Below are 21,057 nucleotides of genomic sequence, written 5' to 3' on the forward strand. Positions count from 1 at the left end.
CAACGGTGCAGGCAATGAGCGGGGCCCCGGCGCTGGATTCGCCGGGGCCCCGCTGTTGTGCTGTGCGAGCTGATCAGACGCGCGACGCGCCGACCTCCACACCGTGGTCGGCGGCGAGGCGGCGCAGGTCGTCGAGCTCGGCCTGCTCAACCTCGACGAGGAAGTCGTCGCCCTCGTCGCGAGCCCGCGTCAGATCGGACTCGGTCGCCTTTATGCGCTGCAGAAGTCCTGCGGTGAATGCGTCCATGCTGCGCCCCCTCGTCCTGGGTCGTGGGTCGGTGGCACGGGGGTGTGCCGTTCGGAAGGGGCGATCACGTCTCCAGTAGATGCCCAGCGCCTTGCCCTGCTGGGCGGCGACGGTGCCGGACACCCACGCCCACTCTGCGGAAGCGGAACGCGGGGTGCCGCATGGTGGTACGGCACATGCAGAGCGTGATCGCGGGGTGTAAAGCCGTCCTCCCCCCGCTCCCATCCACGGAAACCTCAACCCGACGAGAAAATCTCCCATTCCCGAGCCTCACACCTGTCCTTCAGGTCGCGCTCACCCGCCTTACCGCCGACTTATGGCCGAAAAGGGCAGGATGGAGGTCAACACACTCACCGAAAACCCCTGCCCGCGCGGGCCGAGAAGCTACGCGGGTGGACAAAGGAAGGACAAGCGACGTGCGCGTACTCGTCGTCGAGGACGAGCAGCTGCTCGCCGATGCGGTGGCCACCGGACTGCGCCGGGAGGCCATGGCCGTCGACGTCGTGTACGACGGTGCGGCCGCCCTGGAGCGCATCGGCGTCAACGACTACGACGTGGTCGTTCTCGACCGGGACCTCCCGCTGGTGCACGGCGACGACGTCTGCCGCAAGATCGTCGAGCTCGGCATGCCCACCCGCGTGCTGATGCTCACGGCGTCCGGCGATGTCAGCGACCGCGTCGAGGGGCTGGAGATCGGCGCCGACGACTACCTTCCCAAGCCCTTCGCGTTCAGCGAGCTGACGGCGCGCGTGCGTGCCCTGGGCCGGCGCACCAGCGTGCCGCTGCCGCCGGTGCTGGAGCGCGCCGGGATCAAGCTCGACCCGAACCGTCGGGAGGTCTTCAGGGACGGCAAGGAGGTCCAGCTGGCGCCCAAGGAGTTCGCCGTGCTGGAGGTGCTGATGCGCAGCGAGGGCGCGGTGGTCTCCGCGGAGCAGCTCCTGGAGAAGGCCTGGGACGAGAACACGGACCCCTTCACCAACGTCGTGCGCGTCACCGTCATGACCCTGCGACGCAAGCTCGGCGAGCCGCCTGTCATCGTGACCGTCCCCGGCTCCGGCTACCGGATCTGATCGCCCGTGGCCGCGACCCCGGCGCCGCCCCAGGCGCCTCCGAAGCCCACCTGGGATCCCCGCAGGCCGGAGCCCCCCTTCCCGTGGCTGCGCCCGACCATCCGCATACGGCTCACGCTGCTGTACGGCGGGATGTTCCTGATCGCCGGCATCCTGCTGCTGTCGATCATCTACCTGCTGGCGGCGCAGGCCGTGAACACGGGCAACGCACCGCTGTTCAAGATCGTCGATGGTTCGAACATCGGCGTCACCAGTGAGGACTGCCGCGCGGTCAACGGTGTGAACAAGGTCCCGCTCGACAAGTTCAACGTCGCGATCGGCGAGTGCATCGACCACCAGCGCCAGGTCGCCCTGGACAACCTGCTCAGCCGTTCGCTCCTCGCCCTGCTCGGCCTCGCGATCATCGCCTTCGCCTTCGGCTACGCGATGGCCGGCCGGGTCCTGTCCCCGCTGGGCCGGATCACCCGCACCGCACGCGCGGTGGCGGGCTCGGACCTGTCCCGCCGCATCGAGCTGGACGGCCCGGACGACGAGCTCAAGGAACTCGCCGACACCTTCGACGACATGCTGGAGCGACTACAACGGGCGTTCACGGCCCAGCAACGCTTCGTCGGCAACGCCTCGCACGAGCTGAGAACCCCGCTCGCGATCAACCGCACCCTCCTTGAGGTGCACCTGTCCGATCCGGGCGCGCCGATGGAGCTCCAGCAGCTCGGCAAGACGTTGTTGGCCACCAATGAGCGCAGCGAGCAGCTCGTCGAGGGTCTGCTCTTGCTGGCCCGCAGCGACAACCAGATCGTCGAGCGCAAGCCCGTGGACCTCGCGGAGGTCGCCGAGCAGGCCGTCGACCAGGTGCACGGCGAGGCGGAGGCCAAGGGGGTGGCGATCCGCGGGGAGCAGAAGACCGCGGTCGTCCAGGGCAACGGCGTACTGCTGGAGCGGATCGCCCTGAACCTCGTGCAGAACGCCGTGCGGTACAACGTGGCCGAGGGCGGCTGGGTCGAGGTGACGACAGAGGTCCAGCACGGCCAGGCGCTGTTCGTGGTGTCCAACACGGGCCCGGTGGTGCCGGCGTACGAGATCGACAATCTCTTCGAGCCGTTCAGGCGATTGCGGACGGAACGGACGGGCAGCGACAAGGGGGTGGGCCTGGGGCTGTCCATCGTCCGATCCGTGACCCGGGCGCACGGCGGGCACATCTCGGCTCGGCCGCGCGAAGGAGGTGGGCTCGTGATGCGGGTGACCCTGCCCGTCTGAGATCATGACCCCCGCACCTGGACCGAGAGACGGGGATGTTCGCTTTGCGCGGAATTTTCAAGGCGCTGATCGAGTGTCCCCGTGTGTGATCGATCACAGAGGCGATTTTCTGGCCATCTACTCTCCGTGATCATGGATATGGCCGAAAAGCCGGGAAAATCCGGGTTTTCCGGGGTCTTGATCACGGGAAGTACACGGTGAGACGCCTTTGAAGTGCGGGATTCGGACCGTGTACGGTCCCGATCGCCATCCAACCCGATCACTCAACAGGAGTCCGGTTGGGTGTCGATTGAGTAACAGACCTTGATGTGAGGCAAAATCTCCGCCTCAGGTCGGGCACAAGTCCGGCCTCTCACGCGTTACGTGCGCTGGAGACACCGAAGACACCCAGAGGGGGAGAGCGACATGGCAACCGACTACGACACCCCACGCAAGACCGACGACGACGTCGACTCGGACAGCCTTGAAGAACTGAAGGCCCGCCGGAACGACAAGTCGACCTCCGCCGTGGACGTCGACGAATTCGAGGCCGCCGAAGGTCTCGAACTGCCCGGCGCGGACCTCTCGAACGAGGAGCTGGCCGTCCGGGTGCTGCCGAAGCAGCAGGACGAGTTCACCTGCATGAGCTGCTTCCTGGTACACCACCGCAGCCAGTTGGCCCGAGAGAAGAACGGTCAGCCGATCTGCCGCGACTGCGACTGAGGACGGGTCGGCCGTGACTGGCTCGACCCCTCCCCGGAAGCGCCGCTTCCTCCCGCGGGGAGCGGACTCGGTGCCGTCCGAGGGACGGCACGGTGCGCGTGACGACGAGCGGGGCTCATCCGGAAGGGGATCGGCCTCGCTCGAACCGGCTACCGGCAGGCCCGACCTCCCGGCGCCGGTCGAGACCCCGGCGCCCGTCGCACGGCGGCGGGGCGCGGAGATCCGGGACAAGGCCCGGGAAGGCATCCGCAAGAGCGGCAGCCGCGCCAAGGCGGCGGTGGGACACCTCGCCGACCGGATCATCGACATGGCCCCGCGGATCCCCGTACGCGACCTCGCGACGCTCCGCAGGCAGTTCCCCGGGCTCGGGCCCGAGCAGATCGCGGACAAGCTCGTGGCGGGCGCCTCGAGCGCGACCGCGACGGTAGGAGCCGGAATCGGCGCGGCGGCGATGCTGCCGGTGCCGCCCGCGATGCCCACGGAACTCGCCGCCGAGATCACCGGCGTCGCGGCGATCGAGCTGAAGCTGATCGCGGAACTCCACGAGGTCTACGGCCTTCGACCGCCGGGCAGCCTGAAGCAGCGCTCCACCGCGTATCTCAACTCCTGGTCGGGGGAGCGGGGAATCGACCTGACCAAGCCGTCGTCCGTCGGCACCGCGGTGAACAGCAGCATGAAGCAGCAGTTGCGGCAGCAGATCATGAAGCGGATGGTGCGCGACCTGCCGAACCTGATGCCGTTCATGGTGGGCGCGGCCGTCGGAGCGGTCATGAACCGCCGGGACACCAGAAAACTCGCGGAGCGCATCCGGGCCGACCTGCGCAGAACGCAGGTGCCGTGGGATGCCCTGCCGGATCTGCCGCCGCTGGAGAGCCCGGCGGATCCACTGTCCATGGGGGACGTGCCGAAAGAGCTCGGGTGACGCCTCGCCCGGGTGTGCTAGGCCGCCGCCCGCGCGGCCTCCAGCGCCTCCGCCAGCCGCTCCGGCTCACGCGTGGACAGGTACAGGTACGGCGTCGGATCCTCGGGGTCCGTGACCTCCACACGCAGCGCGGTGGGGATGTAGGAGCGCAGCAGCAGAAACGCCCGGGTGTCGGCCTTGTACGTGCGCCAGGCGCTCGCCTCCGCCGCGTCCAGGACCTCCGCGTCGCCCAGCGCCGACACCGGGATCTTCGCCTCGCCCGCGATCAGGAAGCCGCCCTGGACCCGGATGCGCAGCGAGCCGTACGCGCTGGCCACGACCGCCGCCGCGGCGGTGCCGCCGACCAGGCCGCCGAGCATCGGCAGGGTGCCGAAGGGCAGCAGGATCAGGGCCATCGAGACCCCGACCAGGAAGGAGATCAACCACCAGGTGCGGGGGGTGGCGAGGCGTTCTTCGTACGGGGCGGCGGAGAGCTGCATGAAGGCAAGCTTGGCACGGTGTCGGGATCGCGCCGACGCGCGGGTAAGGTCTGCGGCTGTGAGTCGTAGTTCCGCCGCTGTTGAGCCGCCCGCCGACGCCGTGAGGCCGGTGCGTCATCCTGACGCGCCCGCGCCCGGTGAGCTGCTGGGCGAGCACTACGGCCAGTGCTTCGGCTGCGGCGGCGAACAGCCCCACGGACTGCACCTCCAGGCGCGGGCCGGCGAGGGGGTGCGGGTGACCGCCGAGTTCACCGTGCGCCCCGCCCACCAGGGAGCACCGGGCCTCGCGCACGGCGGCGTGCTCGCGAGCGCCCTGGACGAGACCCTCGGATCGCTGAACTGGCTGCTGCGGACGATCGCCGTGACCGGGCGGCTGGAGACCGACTTCGTGCGGCCGGTCCCGGTGGACACCGTGCTGCACCTGGAGGCCGAGGTGACGGCCGTGGCCGGGCGGAAGATCTACTCCGCCGCCACCGGTCGGATCGGCGGCCCCGACGGCCCCGTCGCCATCCGGGCCGACGCCCTCTTCATCGAGGTGAAGGTCGACCACTTCGTCGACAACGGCCGCCCGGAGGAGATCCGGGCCGCCATGAACGACCCGGACCAGACCCGGCGTGCCCGGGCCTTCGAGGTGAACCCGTGAGCCGTGAGCCCCGTCAAGAACTCGCCGTGCTGATCCGGCGCGTGGACCCCGATGTACCGCTTCCGGCGTACGCACATCCTGGTGACGCGGGAGCCGATCTGCGCACCACCGAGAGCTGTGAACTGAAGCCGGGCGAGCGAGTCGTGCTGCCCACCGGAGTGTCTGTCGCGCTCCCGGAGGGGTACGCGGCGTTCGTGCACCCGCGTTCCGGTCTCGCCGCCCGCTGCGGTGTCGCTCTCGTGAATGCCCCGGGGACGGTTGATGCCGGGTACCGTGGGGAGATCAAGGTGATCGTGGTGAATCTCGACCCGCGCGAGTCCGTGCGGTTCGAGCGCTTCGACCGGATTGCCCAACTGGTCGTCCAGCAGGTCGAGAGGGTCCGCTTCCAGGAGGTCGCGGAGCTTCCCGGCTCGGCACGGGCCGAGGGGGGCTTCGGGTCCACCGGAGGCCATGCCGCGGTGGACGACGGGAGCGGCACAAGCGGTCATGCCGCCGTGGGCGGCGCGACGGGTGGGAATCGATACGCTTCGGTCGTATCCGACCGGGAAGGACAGTGACGTGTTCGGACGTCGCAAGAAGAAGGGTGCCGCCGAGGACGCGGCCGGCGAGGCCGAGCAGGTCGTCGACAGTGTCGACGCTGAGGCGGACGAGGCAGAGGACACGCGTGAGCGCGTGCGGCTCGAACCGGAACCGCGGCCGGACGGGCCGTGGGACAGCTCCGAGGTCCGTGACCCGGCCGAGGGCCGGGTGGACCTGGGCGGTCTGTTCGTGCCGGGCGTCGAAGGCATGGAGCTGCGGGTCGAGGTCGCGGGCGACGCGATCGTCGCGGCGACCGTCGTGCTGCGCGACAGCGCCATCCAGTTGCAGGCCTTTGCCGCGCCCAAGCGCGAGGGCATCTGGGGCGAGGTGCGCGAGGAGATCGGTTCCGGTATCACCCAGCAGGGCGGCATCGTCGACGAGGTCGAGGGTCCGCTGGGCTGGGAGCTGCGTGCGCAGGTGCCGGTGCAGCTGCCGGACGGCACGGGCGGTTACCAGGTGGTGCGGTTCGTCGGTGTGGACGGTGCCCGCTGGTTCCTGCGTGGGGTGATCTCGGGCCAGGGTGCGGTACAGCCGCAGGCGGCCGGTCTGCTGGAGCAGATCTTCCGGGACACGGTCGTGGTCCGCGGCGAGGGCCCGATGGCGCCCCGCGACCCGATCGTCCTGAAGCTGCCGAACGACGCCCAGATGGTTCCCGAAGGCGTCCAGCAGGAGGAGGGCTCCCGCTTCTCCGGTGGCATGGGTCAGCTGCAGCGCGGCCCGGAGATCACCGAGGTGCGCTGAGCCTCATAGCGCCATGCTGAGGGCCGGGTCGTCGGGTCCCTCGTAAAGCCAAGGAGGGCCGCATTCCCACGGGGGTGCGGCCCTTTTCGCGCGGGAACCGCGTGCTTCCCCGAAGCGTTGAAGTGCCGGGCGTCGCCCGTGATATCGGGACAAGGGATCGCCTCTCAGGGGCGGCCCGGTCCGGCAGGACCACGCTCCTGAACATCGTCGGCGGACTCGACAGGCCCGGCGCGGGCCGGGTCTCGGTCGACGGGCGACCTCGCGGAGCTGGGCGAGGACGGTCTCCTCGCGCTGCAGGGGGACCGCGTCGGCTTCGTCTTCCAGTCCTTCGGGCTCGTCCCGATCCTCGCAGCCGCCGAGAAGGTCGCCGTGCTGCTGAGGGCCGTCGTACGCAGTGAGCGGGGCACCGCACCGGTCGCGACGCACGACGCGAACCTGCTGGGCCTCGCCGACCGGGGAGATCGTCCAGGGCGACCGACTCCCCGCCGGTGCCGGCGTCAGGGTTGCGTCAAAGACGGCCTCCGGGCCAGTCCGGACCCCATTTGTTGCGATTATCGGCCGTAAGGTCGACGCTGCGCAGTCAGCGGGGACCCGGAAGACAATGAGGCCATGGGACGCGGCAAGCTTCGGATCTACCTCGGTGCGGCACCGGGCGTCGGCAAGACCTACGCGATGCTGTCCGAGGCGCACCGCCGTGTCGAACGCGGTACGGACTGCGTGATCGCTTTCGTGGAGCATCACGACCGGCCGCGCACCGAGGTGATGCTGCACGGGCTGGAACAGATCCCACGCAGGGAGCTGGAGTACCGCGGCGGGTCCTTCACCGAGATGGACGTCGACGCCGTCCTCACCAGACGGCCCGAGGTCGCCCTCGTGGACGAACTCGCCCACACCAACATCCCCGGTTCCCGCAACGCCAAGCGCTGGCAGGACGTGGCGGAGTTGCTGGCCGCGGGGATCGACGTGGTCAGCACCGTCAACATCCAGCACCTGGAGTCGCTGGGGGACGTCGTCGAGTCGATAACGGGCGTACGGCAGCAGGAGACCGTGCCGGACGAACTGGTGCGGCGGGCGGACCAGATCGAGCTGGTCGACATGTCGCCACAGGCGCTGCGCCGACGGATGGCGCACGGCAACATCTACCAGCCGGACAAGGTCGACGCGGCCCTGTCGAACTACTTCCGGCCCGGGAACCTCACCGCGCTGCGGGAACTGGCGCTGCTGTGGGTGGCCGACCGGGTCGACGAGTACCTCAAGCAGTACCGCAGCGAGCACCGGGTCTCGAAGATCTGGGGCTCGCGCGAGCGGATCGTGGTCGGGCTGACCGGCGGTCCCGAGGGGCGAACGCTGATCCGCCGTGCCGCGCGGCTCGCGGAGAAGGGCGCCGGCGGCGAGGTGCTGGCCGTCTACATAGCCCGCAGCGACGGCCTGACCTCGGCCTCGCCCAAGGAACTGGCCGTGCAGCGCACGCTCGTCGAGGACCTGGGCGGCACCTTCCACCACGTGGTGGGCGATGACATACCGGCCGCGCTGCTGGACTTCGCGCGCGGTGTGAACGCCACCCAGATCATCCTCGGCTCCTCACGGCGCAAGACCTGGCAGTACGTCTTCGGACCGGGCGTCGGCGCCACCGTGGCCCGGGAGTCGGGACCCGACCTCGACGTGCACATCGTCACCCACGAGGAGGTCGCCAAGGGGCGCGGACTGCCCGTGACCCGGGGCGCGCGACTGGGCCGGGCCCGGATCCTGTGGGGCTGGTTGGTCGGCGTTGGCGGCCCGGCGGCCATGGCGGTCCTGCTCTCCCGGGTGGACCTCGGCCTCGCCAACGACATGCTGCTGTTCCTCGCGGTGACGGTGGCGGCGGCCCTGCTCGGCGGGCTCCTCCCGGCGCTGGCGTCGGCCGCGGTCGGATCCCTGCTGCTCAACTACTTCTACACACCGCCCCTGCACCGCTGGACCATCGCCGACCCGAAGAACATCGTCGCCATCGTGATCTTCGTGGGCGTCGGCATCTCGGTGGCCTCCGTCGTCGACCTCGCCGCCCGCCGCACCCACCAGGCGGCCAGACTGCGGGCCGAGTCGGAGATCCTGTCCTTCCTCGCGGGCAACGTGCTGCGCGGCGAGACCGGCCTGGAGGAGCTCCTGGAGCGGGTCCGGGAGACCTTCGGCATGGAGTCGGCGGCCCTTCTGGAACGGGCGGGCGACGTCGACCCGTGGATCTGCGCGAGCCGGGTCGGCCCGGGGCGGCCCGTGGAGCGGCCCGAGGAGGCGGACGTCGACGTTCCGGTCGGGGACCACCTGGCGCTCGCGCTGACCGGCCGGGTATTGCCCGCCGAGGACCGCCGGGTGCTGGCCGCCTTCGCCGCCCAGGCGGCCGTCGTGCTCGACCGCAGCAGGCTCCAGGAGGAGGCCGGCCGGGCGCGGGCGCTCGCCGAGGGCAACCGGATCCGAACCGCGCTGCTGGCCGCCGTCAGCCATGACCTCCGTACACCGCTGGCCGGGATCAAGGCCGCGGTCTCGTCGCTGCGGTCCGACGACGTGGCGTGGTCCGAGGAGGACCGGGCCGAGCTGCTGGAGGGCATCGAGGACGGTGCCGACCGGCTCGACCACCTGGTGGGCAATCTGCTGGACATGTCCCGCCTGCAGACCGGCACGGTGGCCCCGCTGATCCGGGAGATAGACCTCGACGAGGTGGTGCCGATGGCGCTCGGCGGGGTGCCCGAGGGGAGCGCCGATCTGGACATCCCGGAGACGCTGCCCATGGTGGCGGTGGATCCCGGGCTGCTGGAGCGGTCGGTGGCCAACCTGGTGGAGAACGGCGTCAAGTACAGCCCGGCCGGGCGGCCCGTCCTGGTGTCCGCCAGCGCCATCGCCGACCGGGTCGAGGTCCGGGTGGTCGACCGCGGGCCGGGAGTCCCGGACGCGGCCAAAGAACGTATATTCGAACCCTTCCAGCGCTACGGCGACGCCCCGCGCGGGGCCGGCGTGGGACTGGGCCTCGCCGTGGCACGCGGGTTCGCGGAGGCCATGGGCGGCACGCTGGACGCCGAGGACACGCCCGGGGGCGGCCTCACCATGGTGCTCACGCTCCGGGCGGCCGGATCGCCCCCGGCGCAACTCCAGCCGGTGGAACCAGAAAGGCGGGTGACATGGTGAGCGTGACCGGGGGAACTCCCCAGACCCCCACGAGGGTGTTGGTCATCGACGACGAGCCGCAGATCGTGCGCGCCCTCGTGATCAACCTCAAGGCGCGTCGGTACGAGGTCGACGCGGCGTACGACGGAGCAACCGCCCTCCAGGTCGCCGCCGCCCGCCACCCGGACGTGGTGGTGCTCGACCTGGGCCTGCCCGACATGGACGGCGTCGAGGTGATCAAGGGGCTGCGCGGCTGGACCCGGGTGCCGATCCTGGTGCTGTCCGCACGGCACTCCTCCGACGAGAAGGTCGAGGCGCTGGACGCGGGCGCCGACGACTACGTCACCAAGCCCTTCGGCATGGACGAACTGCTGGCCAGGCTGCGGGCCGCGGTCCGGCGCGCCGAGCCCAACGGGGGCGGCGAGGGCGAGGCGCTGGTGGAGACCGACGAGTTCACCGTCGACCTGGCCGCGAAGAAGGTCCAGCGGCACGGCAGGGACGTCCGGCTGACGCCCACGGAGTGGCATCTGCTGGAGGTGCTGGTGCGCAACGACGGCCGGCTGGTCAGCCAGAAGCAGCTGCTGCAGGAGGTGTGGGGGCCGTCGTACGGGACGGAGACGAACTATCTGCGGGTGTACATGGCCCAACTGCGCAGAAAGCTGGAGGCGGACCCGTCGCACCCGAAGCACTTCATCACGGAGCCGGGGATGGGATACCGGTTCGAGAAGTGAGCCGCGCGTCGGCCGGGGGGCCGGGGGTTGTCCCCCGGGGGGTGCAGCATCACGGAGCCGGGGATGGGGTCCCGGTTCGAAGGGCGGGGTCGCGGGTACGTAGCTGTCGGTGGGCCCCGGTACGCTTCAGATATGAGTCCTGTTCCTCGTTCCGAGAAGCCGGTGGGCCGGTTCCGGCGCATGCTCGACCGGCTTTCCTCGTCGCAGGAGGACCTTGAGTCCGAGGAACTGCGGGAGGATGCCGCGACCGCCGGCTGCACCCGGATCGGTGACTGTCACGACCGTCAGGTCGTCACGGTTACTGGTACCTTGCGCACGGTCACCCTGCGGCCGCGCGCGGGAGTTCCTGCTCTGGAGGCCGAGCTGTTCGACGGCACCGCTGCCCTGGACGTGGTGTGGCTCGGCAGACGCTCCATAGTGGGCATAGAGCCGGGCCGCAAGCTGATCGCCTCCGGACGGGTCTCGATGAGCCGGGGCCGCCGGGTGCTATTCAATCCGAAGTACGAACTGAGACCCCTCGGTAGGGAGTAGCCGGTGACGTCGCTCGACAAGCCGACCCAGGACACGGAGCAGGACGCCCGGGCGGTGACGGAGGCCGCGCTGTTCGAGGCCTTCGGCGGCGTGCGGGGCATGGTCGAGACGGTGCTGCCCGGCCTGCTGTTCGTCACCATCTACACGATCAACAAGGACCTGCACCTGTCGGCGATCGCCGCGCTCGGTGTGTCCCTGCTGCTGGTCGTGGTCCGTCTGGTGATGCGGGACACCGTCAAGCACGCCTTCAGCGGTGTCTTCGGCGTGGCCTTCGGCGTCGTCTTCGCCATGATGACCGGCAACGCCAAGGACTTCTATCTGCCCGGCATGCTCTACACGCTGGGCCTCGGGCTGGCGTACATCATCACCACACTGTGTGGCGTCCCGCTGATCGGGCTCATCCTCGGGCCCGTCTTCAAGGAGAACCTCTCCTGGCGCACCCGCAACCCGGGGCGCAAGAAGGCCTACGCGAAGGCCAGTTGGGCCTGGGGACTGATCCTGCTCGCCAAGTGCGCGGTTCTCTTCCCGCTGTACTGGTGGGCCGACACGACGCAGCTGGGCTGGGTGCTGATCGCCCTGAAGATCCCGCCGTTCCTGTTGGCCGTCTGGCTGACCTGGGTCTTCCTGGCGAAGGCGCCGGCTCCCATCGACGTGTTCGCGGAGATGGAGGCGGAGGAGAAGGCCGCAGAGGAGCGGGCCGCGGAGGAGAGGGCCGCCGCCACGGGGAGCGAGTCGAGCGCGGGACGGCACCGTCGGGAGGCGTAGCTCCCGGCGTCGAGCCGGAACGAGTCGAGAAGGGGCGCCCTGGGATCTCTCAGGGCGCCCCTTCTCGTCGTGTCTCGTCGTGTCTCTTGTCGTCACCCACGAAGGGCTCAGCTCGGCGCTTCCTCCCGGCGGACCGACAGCAGGTCCTCCAGCTGTTCCTCGCGGGCCTGGGCGGCCACGAAGAGGAGTTCGTCACCCGCCTCCAGGGAGTCCTCCTGGGTCGGGGTGAGGACTCGGGTGCCGCGAATGATGGTGACCAGGGAGGTGTCCTCCGGCCACTCCACGTCGCCCACCTGCGTGCCGGCCAGGGCCGACTCCTCGGGCAGCGTCAGCTCGACGAGGTTCGCGTCGCCGTGGCTGAAGCGGAGCAGACGGACCAGATCGCCGACGCTGACCGCCTCCTCCACCAGGGCAGACATCAGGCGGGGGGTCGACACGGCGACGTCCACGCCCCAGGACTCGTTGAAGAGCCACTCGTTCTTCGGGTTGTTCACACGGGCGACGACGCGCGGGACGCCGTACTCCGTCTTCGCCAGCAGGGAGACGACCAGGTTGACCTTGTCGTCGCCGGTCGCGGCGATCACGACGTTGCAGCGCTGAAGCGCCGCCTCGTCCAGGGACGTGATCTCGCAGGCGTCGGCGAGCAGCCACTCAGCCTGCGGGACGCGCTCGACGGAGATGGCGGTCGGCGCCTTGTCGATGAGAAGGACCTCGTGGCCGTTCTCCAGCAGTTCGCCCGCGATCGAGCGGCCGACCGCGCCGGCACCGGCAATGGCGACCCTCATCAGTGACCGCCCTCCTCTTCGGGACCCTTGGCGAACGCCGCCTCGACCTTGTCGACCTCGTCGGTACGCATCATCACGTGCACCAGGTCCCCCTCCTGCAGCACCGTCTGCGAGGAGGGCAGCATCGCCTCGCCGAGCCGGGTCAGGAACGCCACGCGCACCCCGGTCTCCTCCTGGAGCCGGCTGATCCGCTGGCCCACCCAGGACGCGGAGGCGTGCACCTCGGCCAGCTGCACACCACCGGTGGGGTCACGCCACAGCGGCTCCGCGCCCGAGGGGAGCAGCCGGCGCAGCATCTGGTCGGCCGTCCAGCGGACGGTGGCCACGGTCGGGATGCCGAGGCGCTGGTAGACCTCGGCGCGCCGGGGGTCGTAGATCCGGGCCGCGACGTTCTCGATACTGAACATCTCGCGGGCCACTCGCGCGGCGATGATGTTCGAGTTGTCGCCGCTGGAGACCGCGGCGAACGCGCCGGCCTCCTCGATGCCCGCCTCGCGCAGGGTGTCCTGGTCGAAGCCGACGCCCGTGACGCGGCGGCCCCCGAACCCGGAGCCCAGTCGTCGGAAGGCGGTGGGGTCATGGTCGATCACTGCGACCGTGTGCCCCTGTTGCTCCAGGGTCTGGGCGAGAGCGGAACCCACTCTCCCGCAGCCCATGATGACGATGTGCACGACCGTCCTTCCGGTGTCAAGAGTTACTGCTCAGCCACATCAGGGTCTCAGACAGAGGCCAAAGCTACACACGCCCGGTAGGACGGCGGCACCCCCCTGCACGGTTGCCGCTGTCCTACCTTCCCGTGCCGGGGGCGGTTCAGCGGCGGCTGATGCTGCGGACGCTCGCCAGCGTCAGGAGGCCGAGGCCGACGAGGGTGGCTGCGGCGCCGATCAGCTCCGCGGTCGCGTGCATGGAACCTCCGAGGGGGCGGGGACAGGCGGGGTTTGTCATATAGACATGGGGACGGCCGCGGGTGCGGAATCCGCAGCGTGCGCCCACCTCCAATTCACCCGGGAGGCAGAAGAAGGGTGGCGGGTGGGCGACCTTGTGTTCGACGGCCTACGATCCTCTGTTGTGTCCAAACTGACCGACGTGCCCAAACGGATTCTGATCGGGCGCGCACTGCGCAGTGATCGGCTCGGGGAAACGCTCCTGCCGAAGCGCATCGCCCTTCCCGTGTTCGCCTCCGACCCGCTGTCCTCCGTGGCATACGCGCCGGGAGAGGTGCTGCTGGTCCTGTCCATCGCGGGCGTGTCGGCGTACCACTTCAGCCCCTGGATCGCCCTGGCGGTCGTGGTGCTGATGTTCACCGTGGTCGCCTCCTATCGACAGAACGTGCACGCCTACCCGAGCGGCGGCGGCGACTACGAGGTGGCCAACACCAACCTCGGCCCCAGGGCGGGCCTCACGGTCGCCAGCGCCCTGCTCGTCGACTACGTCCTGACCGTCGCGGTCTCCATCGCCTCCGGCATCGAGAACCTCGGCTCCGCGGTGCCCTTCGTGGTCGAGCACAAGGTGCTCTGCGCGGTCGCGGTGATCGTGCTGCTGACACTGATGAACCTGCGCGGCGTACGGGAGTCGGGCACGCTGTTCGCGATTCCGACGTACGTCTTCGTCACGGGCGTCTTCCTCATGATCGCGTGGGGTGCGTTCCGCGGGCTGGTGCTCGACGACACCATGCGGGCACCGACGGCCGACTACCAGATCAAGCCCGAGCACCAGGGCCTGGCCGGTTTCGCCCTGGTCTTCCTGCTGCTGCGGGCCTTCTCCTCCGGCTGTGCCGCGCTCACCGGCGTCGAGGCGATCTCCAACGGCGTTCCGGCGTTCCGCAAGCCCAAGTCGAAGAACGCGGCGACCACGCTCGCGATGATGGGCCTGCTCGCCGTCACCATGTTCTGCGGCATCATCGCGCTGGCCGCGGTGACCAAGGTCCGCATGGCTGAGAACCCGGCCACGGACCTCATCCACGACGGCAGCCCGATCGGTGCCGGCTATGTGCAGAACCCGGTGATCTCCCAGGTCGCCGAGGCGGTCTTCGGCAAGGGCAGCTTCCTGTTCATCGTCCTGGCCGCCGCCACCGCGCTGGTGCTGTTCCTGGCCGCGAACACCGCGTACAACGGTTTCCCGCTGCTCGGCTCGATCCTCGCCCAGGACCGTTACCTGCCCCGCCAGCTGCACACCCGGGGTGACCGCCTGGCCTTCTCCAACGGCATCGTGCTGCTGGCGGGCACGGCCATGCTCCTCGTCGTCATCTACGGCGCCGACTCGACCCGGCTCATCCAGCTCTACATCGTCGGCGTGTTCGTGTCGTTCACGCTCAGCCAGACCGGCATGGTCCGCCACTGGAACCGCCATCTGGCCACCGAGAAGGACCAGGCCAAACGCCGTCACATGGTCCGCTCCCGGGCGATCAACGCCTTCGGTGCCTTCTTCACCGGCCTGGTGCTGGTCGTCGTCCTCGGCACCAAGTTCACCCACGGCGCGTGGGTCGCGCTGCTCGGCATGGTGATCTTCTACGCGACGATGACGGCCATCCGTAAGCACTACGACCGGGTGGCCGAGGAGCTCGCCGCTCCCGAGGGGCCGAGCGACGACATGGTCCGGCCGTCCCGGGTGCACTCGGTCGTCCTGATCTCCAAGATCCACCGACCGGCGCTGCGGGCGCTGGCGTACGCCAAGCTGCTGCGCTCGGACACCCTGGAGGCGCTCAGCGTCAACGTCGACCCGGCCGAGACCAAGGCGCTGCGCGAGGAGTGGGAGCGGCGCGGGATCGACGTACCGCTGAAGGTGCTCGACTCGCCGTACCGCGAGATCACGCGGCCGATCATCGAGTACGTGAAGAGCCTGCGCAAGGAGTCGCCGCGGGACGCGGTGTCCGTGATCATCCCCGAGTACGTGGTCGGACACTGGTACGAGCATTTGCTGCACAACCAGAGCGCGCTCAGGCTCAAGGGCCGGCTGCTGTTCACGCCGGGGATCATGGTGACGTCGGTGCCCTACCAGCTGGTGTCGTCCGAGGCCGCCAGGAAGCGGGCGCGCAAGCGGCAGGAGTGGAGCGCGCCGGGTGCGGTGCGGCGCGGGCCGGCGCAGGAGCGGCCGAAGGAGCCGAGCGCGAAGAACTGACCTGTCCGCTCAGCACGTAGACTGGTCGGCTGTTGTCCGGCTGTATCTCTCTTGACGTTGTGGAGTCACCCCGCCATGCAGGCAGAACCGAACCAACCGCAGGCGGAAAAGTCGGCGGTGTCGCTGGTCGGGGAGGAGTACGAGGTCGAGGTCGGCCCCGTCGCCCACGGCGGTCACTGCATCGCCCGTACGGACGCGGGGCAGGTGCTGTTCGTCCGGCACGCGCTGCCCGGTGAGCGGGTCGTGGCGCGGGTGACCGAGGGCGAGGAGGGCGCGCGGTTCCTGCGGGCGGACGCGGTGTCGGTGGTCACGGCCTCCAAGGACCGGATCGAGGCGCCCTGCCCGTATGCCGGCCCCGGCCGCTGCGGAGGCTGCGACTGGCAGCATGCCAAGCCGGGTGCGCAGCGTCGGCTCAAGGGCGAGGTCGTCGCCGAGCAGCTGCAGCGCCTCGCCGGACTCACTCCCGAGGAGGCCGGCTGGGACGGCACCGTGATGCCGGCCGAGGGCGACAAGCTCCCGGCGGGCCAGGTGCCGCAGTGGCGGACCCGCGTGCAGTACGCGGTGACCGACGACGGACGCGCGGGCCTGCGCCGGCACCGCTCGCACGAGGTGGAACCGATCGACCACTGCATGATCGCCGCCGAGGGCGTCAGCGAACTGGGCGTCGAGAAGCGGGACTGGACGGGCATGGAGTCCGTCGAGGCGATCGCGGCGACGGGTTCGCAGGACCGCATGGTGATCCTGGAGCCGCGGCCCGGTGCCCGCCTGCCGCTGGTCGAGCTCGACAAGCCCGCCTCCGTCATGCGCGTCGAGGAGAAGGACGGTGGCATCCACCGCGTCCACGGCCGCGCGTTCGTGCGCGAGCGCGCGGACGGCCGTACGCATCGCGTCGGCAACGGCGGCTTCTGGCAGGTCCACCCGAAGGCGGCGGACACGCTGGTGACGGCGGTCATGCAGGGCCTGCTGCCGCGCAAGGGCGACATGGCGCTGGACCTGTACTGCGGCGCGGGCCTGTTCGCGGGCGCCCTCGCCGACCGCCTCGGCGCGCAGGGCGCGGTCCTCGGCATCGAGTCCGGCAAGCGCGCCGTCGAGGACGCCCGGCACAACCTGGCCGACTTCGACCGCGTACGCATCGAACAGGGCAAGGTCGAGTCGGTCCTCCCGCGCACCGGGATCACCGAGGTCGACCTGATCGTCCTGGACCCGCCGCGGGCGGGCGCGGGACGCAAGACGGTCGGGCACCTGGCGTCGCTGGGGGCGCGGCGGATCGCCTACGTCGCCTGCGATCCGGCGGCGCTGGCACGGGACTTGGGGTACTTCCGGGACGGGGGGTATCGGGTGCGGACTCTGCGGGTGTTCGATCTGTTTCCGATGACGCACCATGTGGAGTGTGTCGCCATCCTCGAACCGGCCGCGAAGGGCTCCTGACCTGCGGTTTTGTGTGTGCGTCTTATGTGCGGTGTGGGCGTTACGGGCGGTATCTTGACGCTGAAATGACGCTCGTGACGCTCATTTGACGCTCGTTCTGATGGGGTGTCAGGTGACCTGTTGGGCAGGTCAGGCCCTGAAGGAGCGGCGTATATCGATGAGGCGCCGAGGGTGGGTGACGCTCTACGCGGAGCTGCTGGTTGCTGGCCTGCCCCGCGGTGCCGCCGAGGACCTGGCCCGCTTCGTCGCGCGGCCCGGGCCGCTGTGCTGACCTGACAGCCGACCGTGGCGCTCCCCATCGCCCGGTGCCGGGGCGGGACCTGTGCCGCTTCGGTCCTCGGGGCGCGATGTGGGCACCCGATCTGATCGCACATCTTGCCGATGCTGGGTAGATTCGCCGTCGAGGTGGCCCGTGCGGGGCCGGCCTCGGCTGTGTACGTGTTGTTGTGGAGGTGTGGGCTGTGTTGATGACTGGCAAGGTTCTGCGTTTCGACGAGGTCCGTGGGTACGGATTCATCGCCCCGTCGGAGCCGGGCGAGGACGTCTTCATGCACGCGAACGACCTGCTCGACGAGAAGTACCTCTACAAAGAGGGAATCGAAGTCGAGTTCTTCATGGAGGCGGGTGAAAAGGGCTCGAAGGCCTCGCAGATCCGGTTGATCCACCAGCCGTCCGGGAACCGTATCGCTCACCGCCGCGACGCGGCGGGCGCGTCGGCGGGTTCGGTGGGTCCGGAGGAGAGCGAGAGCGCCGAGGAGTTCCGCGGTGAACTGACGGACACGCTGGTCGATTCGGTGGACACGCTGACCGCCGCGCAGATCAGGCAGGTCCGCAGCTGTGTGATGAAGCTGGTCACCTCAAGGGGCTGGCTGCCCTCCTGACGGTTCGTCAATTCCTGTTGTCCCCCCGGGATAAGGGATCGGTAGGGGTATTCGGGCGGTGTTCCCCGTCCTAGGCTGGTTCCCTGTACGGAGGCCGGTGCAGGGTCTTTCCCACGCCGGCCGTCTATTCCGGCAGTTGGTGTCCGGAACGGCGGACTCTCCTGGAGATTCCGTCGTTCCGGGCCGGGCATGCCGAACTGTTCCCCGGAATCAGGGAATGAGGAATGTGTTATGGGCGATCTCCGGTTCTGGGAGGAATTGCGTCCGGGGACCACCGGTGAACTGATTCTCGCGGTCGACATTCCGTCCGGCGAGAACGACGTGAACTTCCGCGAACTCGTCCCCCTCCTGGACACCCAGCACACCGTGTGGCGCGCTCTGGAGCAGACCGACGTCCCGTTGGCCGCCGACGGCCTCGCCGCCTACGTCGAGCCCTGGGCCGACGCCGTGCGCGACGCCGGGCTGCCGGTGGGGGCCGTGCTGGGGCACCGGGTGGGCTCCGTACTCGCCGGCGCGCTCGCCGAGGCGCTCGGCGCGGACGGGCGGCGGCCTCCGTGCATGCTGTTCGATCCGGAACTCGTCGACACGGAATGGGTGGTCGAACTCGCCGGAGTCTCGGACGGCTTCGCGCCGGAGGCGGACCGTACGGCCGGCAGTTGGCCGGACGACCCCGCAGCGCTCGCCGTACGTCTGCGGTCCGTCGTCCTGAGCGGCGTGGACCGGCCGGGAACGCGGAACCGGGCGGCGGCCGAGAACCTCCACCGGGCCGCGCACCGGCTGTCGGTGCTGGCCCTGGCCGAGACGTACGACGTCCTGCCGGTGTGGTCCCGCTGCACTGCACTGTCCTCGTCGGATCCGGGTAACGGGCTGAACCGGACGCGGGCCGCGCTGTTGCTGCCCGAGGCGGGGTTCGTGGCCCGGGAGATCGCCCTCCGGCACGACCACGTCGAGATGTTCACCAGCCCCGCCGTCGCCAGGACGGCGTCCGAACTGCTCGCCGTCCTGGAGTAGTCCCGCAACCACCACGCGCGGCGCCCCGGTCGGATTCCCAACCGACCGGGGCGCCGCGCGTCGGCCGCCGGGGCATGGACCCGCGCGTAGGGCCTGTCGTTCGCATCACGCCGGTGACGCGTCCGATTCCCCGTGACCCGCGCCGTGGTGTCGTGTGCCGCTCAGCGGACCGTCTCCCGGCGGCGTTCCGCGGTCGTTGCGTGTTGTGTGGTCGTACGGCGACGGACCGGGAGGTAGACCAGCGCTTCGGTCGCGATGAACCGCAGGACGAACGTGGCCAGGAGGGCGAGGGCGGTGGCGGGTACGACCGCCATGTGGACGCCGTCGATGAGCAGGGCCATCAGCGGAACGCGCAGGACCAGGTCCGCGTTGGCCAGCAGGGCGAAGCGGCCCAGACGGTCGGCCCAGTGCCGGTTGCCGCGGCGGTCGGGGAAGAGCAGCAGGTCGACCAGGGCGAAGTTCCACAGCACGCCGAACTGGTTGGCGATGATCTCCGCCGGTACGTAGTGCATGCCGAGCGCGGTCAGGACGGCCAGGCAGGTCAGGTTGGGCAGGAATCCGCTCAGGCCGATCAGCCCGAAGGCCAGGAGCCGCGCCGTGCGGGTCGCCGTACGCAGCGAGACCAGGTGGGAGAGGTAGCGCAGCCCTTCGCGCACGGTGGACTTCGACTCGCCGGCGAATCGTTCCTGGAAGGAGAACGGCACCTCGGCGACGACGCGCGGGCGGCACCGTACGGCGAGCTCCAGGAGGATCTTGTAGCCCAGGGGCCGCAGGATGTCGGCGTGGGAGTGCACCAACCCTCGGCGGATCATGAAGAAGCCGCTCATCGGATCGCTGATGCCGCGCAGTGCCGTGGGGAAGAGCGACTTGGCCAGCAGAGTGGAGCCGCGGGACACGGCGACGCGGTAGCCGCCGGACAAACCGGAATTGCTGCCGCCGCGGGCGTACCGGCTGGCGACCACGAGGTCAGCCCCGGCGCGGTTCCCGGTGCGGACCAGCTCGGGTACGAGGGAGGGCGGGTGCTGCAGATCGGCGTCCATGACGAGGATCCAGTCGGTGGTGGCGGCCTTCATGCCCTCCACGACCGCTCCGCCGAGGCCGCCGGTGGCCTCCTCGCGGTGGATGACCGAGACGGGGAACGGACAGTCGGCGGCGGCCTCTTCGACGATCCGTGGGGTGTCGTCGGTGCTGTCGTCGACGAACAGGATCTTGTAGGAGTCCTCTGGCGGGAGGGCCGCGGTGAGTCTGGCGAGCAACTCTCGTACGTTTCCGGCCTCGTTGAAGGTGGGGATGACGATGGTGGCGTCGCCGCTCGCGCCGTCAGGGGAGCCGGGGGTGGGCCGGGGCTCGGTGGGGGAGTCCGTTGTGGGTGGTATCGGCATGGTCGTCCTCCGGTCTGCGCGCGGGGATGACCGCGGACGGAAGTGGTTTCCCGCGAGTGCCGGCCGCCCGGAGAGGAAGGGGAGGCATTCCAGGAAGTACACGGATCGGTCGGTCCGCCGCCGCGCCAGGAAAGCGTCACGGTTCTTCAGAGAGTCGTCCGGGAATCCGCTGCGCGCCGGAGCGGCAGCGCTGTGTTCCACCCGCACGCTATCCACCGGCGACGTTCCGGATCCACCCCTAGCTCTCCCCTAAGGGAGCTTGTCGGACTTCACCGCGGCGTGCCTTCTTTCCGGGGTATCGCCGCTGACTGGCGTTTATGAGGATCTGCAACGGCATTGAATGAGAGTCAGTACATTGTGCGGTGGCTCTCCGGTGCAAGGATTTCGGCCATTCCGTCGTGGGGGATCCGGAGTCCGGATGCATTCGCCGTACAGGGCGTGCGCCACTGCGGCGAATCGCGACCGCACACTGCCGGATACGGCGCTGCCGGCCCAGGCGGGGCGCCGCGTGCGCCGACGGCTTCGTGCGGGGCTGTGTGATTTCCGTCGCCCACGGTGGTCACGGATGACCCGCGGCAGTCCGGAACGTCATCTTCCGCACTTGGCCGACTGTGGCTCTGCGTAATCAGCACGCGAGTTGGGCAAGATCGC

Annotated in this window: 20 protein-coding genes; 15 read left to right on the plus strand and 5 right to left on the minus strand. The window is 69.8% G+C overall.

Annotation, left to right across the window (positions count from 1 at the left end; all coding sequences use genetic code 11):
* Nucleotides 1–73: 73 nt before the first annotated feature.
* Complete coding sequence (locus tag OHA64_RS35055) at nucleotides 74–247, minus strand: hypothetical protein (RefSeq protein ID WP_166662679.1); 174 nt, start codon at nucleotides 245–247, stop codon at nucleotides 74–76.
* A gap of 416 nt (nucleotides 248–663) precedes the next feature.
* Between OHA64_RS35055 and OHA64_RS35060 the strand changes: the two genes are divergently transcribed.
* The 4 genes from OHA64_RS35060 (at nucleotide 664) to OHA64_RS35075 (ending at nucleotide 4,198) form a co-directional block, all read left to right on the plus strand.
* Complete coding sequence (locus tag OHA64_RS35060; RefSeq protein WP_007385219.1) at nucleotides 664–1,317, plus strand: response regulator transcription factor; 654 nt, start codon at nucleotides 664–666, stop codon at nucleotides 1,315–1,317.
* Between the two features lie 6 nt (nucleotides 1,318–1,323).
* Nucleotides 1,324–2,574, plus strand: coding sequence for a sensor histidine kinase (locus OHA64_RS35065; RefSeq protein ID WP_405620072.1), 1,251 nt, complete (start codon nucleotides 1,324–1,326; stop codon nucleotides 2,572–2,574).
* Nucleotides 2,575–2,979: 405 nt separating this feature from the next.
* Entirely contained in the window at nucleotides 2,980–3,276 is a 297-nt protein-coding gene (locus tag OHA64_RS35070) for a DUF4193 domain-containing protein (RefSeq protein ID WP_005481602.1), read from the plus strand.
* Between the two features lie 13 nt (nucleotides 3,277–3,289).
* The gene (locus OHA64_RS35075) at nucleotides 3,290–4,198 is read left to right on the plus strand and encodes a hypothetical protein (protein ID WP_405620074.1); all 909 of its coding nucleotides are present in this window, start codon (nucleotides 3,290–3,292) and stop codon (nucleotides 4,196–4,198) included.
* Between the two features lie 17 nt (nucleotides 4,199–4,215).
* Here OHA64_RS35075 and OHA64_RS35080 read toward each other — a convergent pair whose 3' ends face one another.
* Nucleotides 4,216–4,677 carry a DUF3093 domain-containing protein gene (locus OHA64_RS35080; protein ID WP_405620076.1) on the minus strand — a complete coding sequence of 154 codons (462 nt, stop codon included), beginning with the start codon at nucleotides 4,675–4,677 and terminating at the stop codon, nucleotides 4,216–4,218.
* Nucleotides 4,678–4,735: 58 nt separating this feature from the next.
* On the opposite strand from OHA64_RS35080, the gene OHA64_RS35085 reads away from it, so the two are divergent.
* The 7 genes from OHA64_RS35085 to OHA64_RS35115 all read left to right on the plus strand — a co-directional run bounded on the left by OHA64_RS35085 (nucleotide 4,736) and on the right by OHA64_RS35115 (nucleotide 11,802).
* Nucleotides 4,736–5,320, plus strand: coding sequence for a PaaI family thioesterase (locus OHA64_RS35085; protein WP_405620078.1), 585 nt, complete (start codon nucleotides 4,736–4,738; stop codon nucleotides 5,318–5,320).
* The gene (dut, locus tag OHA64_RS35090) at nucleotides 5,317–5,877 is read left to right on the plus strand and encodes a dUTP diphosphatase (protein ID WP_405620080.1); all 561 of its coding nucleotides are present in this window, start codon (nucleotides 5,317–5,319) and stop codon (nucleotides 5,875–5,877) included. The genes OHA64_RS35085 and dut overlap by 4 nt, the downstream gene beginning before the upstream one ends.
* A gap of 1 nt (nucleotide 5,878) precedes the next feature.
* Nucleotides 5,879–6,640, plus strand: coding sequence for a DUF3710 domain-containing protein (locus OHA64_RS35095; RefSeq protein WP_405620082.1), 762 nt, complete (start codon nucleotides 5,879–5,881; stop codon nucleotides 6,638–6,640).
* Between the two features lie 609 nt (nucleotides 6,641–7,249).
* Nucleotides 7,250–9,796, plus strand: coding sequence for an ATP-binding protein (locus OHA64_RS35100; RefSeq protein WP_405620084.1), 2,547 nt, complete (start codon nucleotides 7,250–7,252; stop codon nucleotides 9,794–9,796).
* Complete coding sequence (locus OHA64_RS35105) at nucleotides 9,790–10,506, plus strand: response regulator (RefSeq protein WP_405620086.1); 717 nt, start codon at nucleotides 9,790–9,792, stop codon at nucleotides 10,504–10,506. Before OHA64_RS35100 ends, OHA64_RS35105 begins: the two co-directional genes overlap by 7 nt.
* A 132-nt stretch (nucleotides 10,507–10,638) precedes the next feature.
* Nucleotides 10,639–11,037, plus strand: coding sequence for an OB-fold nucleic acid binding domain-containing protein (locus OHA64_RS35110; RefSeq protein ID WP_405620088.1), 399 nt, complete (start codon nucleotides 10,639–10,641; stop codon nucleotides 11,035–11,037).
* Nucleotides 11,038–11,040: 3 nt separating this feature from the next.
* The gene (locus tag OHA64_RS35115; RefSeq protein WP_405620090.1) at nucleotides 11,041–11,802 is read left to right on the plus strand and encodes a DUF3159 domain-containing protein; all 762 of its coding nucleotides are present in this window, start codon (nucleotides 11,041–11,043) and stop codon (nucleotides 11,800–11,802) included.
* 107 nt (nucleotides 11,803–11,909) lie between these two features.
* On the opposite strand, the gene OHA64_RS35120 is transcribed toward OHA64_RS35115, so the two are convergent.
* On the minus strand, nucleotides 11,910–12,587 hold the full coding sequence (locus tag OHA64_RS35120) for a TrkA family potassium uptake protein (RefSeq protein WP_356762714.1): 678 nt from the start codon (nucleotides 12,585–12,587) through the stop codon (nucleotides 11,910–11,912).
* Nucleotides 12,587–13,258, minus strand: coding sequence for a potassium channel family protein (locus tag OHA64_RS35125; protein WP_405620092.1), 672 nt, complete (start codon nucleotides 13,256–13,258; stop codon nucleotides 12,587–12,589). The genes OHA64_RS35120 and OHA64_RS35125 overlap by 1 nt, the downstream gene beginning before the upstream one ends.
* A gap of 397 nt (nucleotides 13,259–13,655) precedes the next feature.
* On the opposite strand from OHA64_RS35125, the gene OHA64_RS35130 reads away from it, so the two are divergent.
* From OHA64_RS35130 to OHA64_RS35145, 4 genes are all read left to right on the plus strand, one after another.
* Nucleotides 13,656–15,704 (plus strand): APC family permease, encoded by a 2,049-nt coding sequence (locus OHA64_RS35130; protein WP_405620094.1) that lies wholly within the window; start codon nucleotides 13,656–13,658, stop codon nucleotides 15,702–15,704.
* Between the two features lie 75 nt (nucleotides 15,705–15,779).
* Nucleotides 15,780–17,132, plus strand: a complete 1,353-nt coding sequence (locus OHA64_RS35135) for a class I SAM-dependent RNA methyltransferase (RefSeq protein WP_405620096.1) — start codon at nucleotides 15,780–15,782, stop codon at nucleotides 17,130–17,132.
* Between the two features lie 461 nt (nucleotides 17,133–17,593).
* Nucleotides 17,594–18,013: a cold-shock protein gene (locus tag OHA64_RS35140; protein WP_405620098.1), complete on the plus strand. Its 420-nt coding sequence runs from the start codon at nucleotides 17,594–17,596 to the stop codon at nucleotides 18,011–18,013.
* Between the two features lie 231 nt (nucleotides 18,014–18,244).
* Complete coding sequence (locus OHA64_RS35145) at nucleotides 18,245–19,024, plus strand: hypothetical protein (protein WP_405620100.1); 780 nt, start codon at nucleotides 18,245–18,247, stop codon at nucleotides 19,022–19,024.
* 161 nt (nucleotides 19,025–19,185) lie between these two features.
* Here OHA64_RS35145 and OHA64_RS35150 read toward each other — a convergent pair whose 3' ends face one another.
* Nucleotides 19,186–20,406, minus strand: coding sequence for a glycosyltransferase (locus OHA64_RS35150; protein WP_405620102.1), 1,221 nt, complete (start codon nucleotides 20,404–20,406; stop codon nucleotides 19,186–19,188).
* Between the last annotated feature and the right edge of the window lie 651 nt (nucleotides 20,407–21,057).

The sequence above is a fragment of the Streptomyces sp. NBC_00076 genome (assembly GCF_045041235.1).
In the GTDB taxonomy this organism is placed as follows: Bacteria; Actinomycetota; Actinomycetes; order Streptomycetales; family Streptomycetaceae; genus Streptomyces.

Bases quoted from the DNA above. Each gene is read 5' to 3' on its own strand.
- OHA64_RS35055 (WP_166662679.1), bottom strand. From the start codon at position 247: ATGGACGCATTCACCGCAGGACTTCTGCAGCGCATAAAGGCGACCGAG.
- OHA64_RS35070 (WP_005481602.1), top strand. From the start codon at position 2,980: ATGGCAACCGACTACGACACCCCACGCAAGACCGACGACGACGTCGAC.
- OHA64_RS35080 (WP_405620076.1), bottom strand. From the start codon at position 4,677: ATGCAGCTCTCCGCCGCCCCGTACGAAGAACGCCTCGCCACCCCCCGC.
- OHA64_RS35100 (WP_405620084.1), top strand. From the start codon at position 7,250: ATGGGACGCGGCAAGCTTCGGATCTACCTCGGTGCGGCACCGGGCGTC.
- OHA64_RS35105 (WP_405620086.1), top strand. From the start codon at position 9,790: ATGGTGAGCGTGACCGGGGGAACTCCCCAGACCCCCACGAGGGTGTTG.
- OHA64_RS35110 (WP_405620088.1), top strand. From the start codon at position 10,639: ATGAGTCCTGTTCCTCGTTCCGAGAAGCCGGTGGGCCGGTTCCGGCGC.
- OHA64_RS35120 (WP_356762714.1), bottom strand. From the start codon at position 12,587: ATGAGGGTCGCCATTGCCGGTGCCGGCGCGGTCGGCCGCTCGATCGCG.
- OHA64_RS35135 (WP_405620096.1), top strand. From the start codon at position 15,780: ATGCAGGCAGAACCGAACCAACCGCAGGCGGAAAAGTCGGCGGTGTCG.
- OHA64_RS35145 (WP_405620100.1), top strand. From the start codon at position 18,245: ATGGGCGATCTCCGGTTCTGGGAGGAATTGCGTCCGGGGACCACCGGT.
- OHA64_RS35150 (WP_405620102.1), bottom strand. From the start codon at position 20,406: ATGCCGATACCACCCACAACGGACTCCCCCACCGAGCCCCGGCCCACC.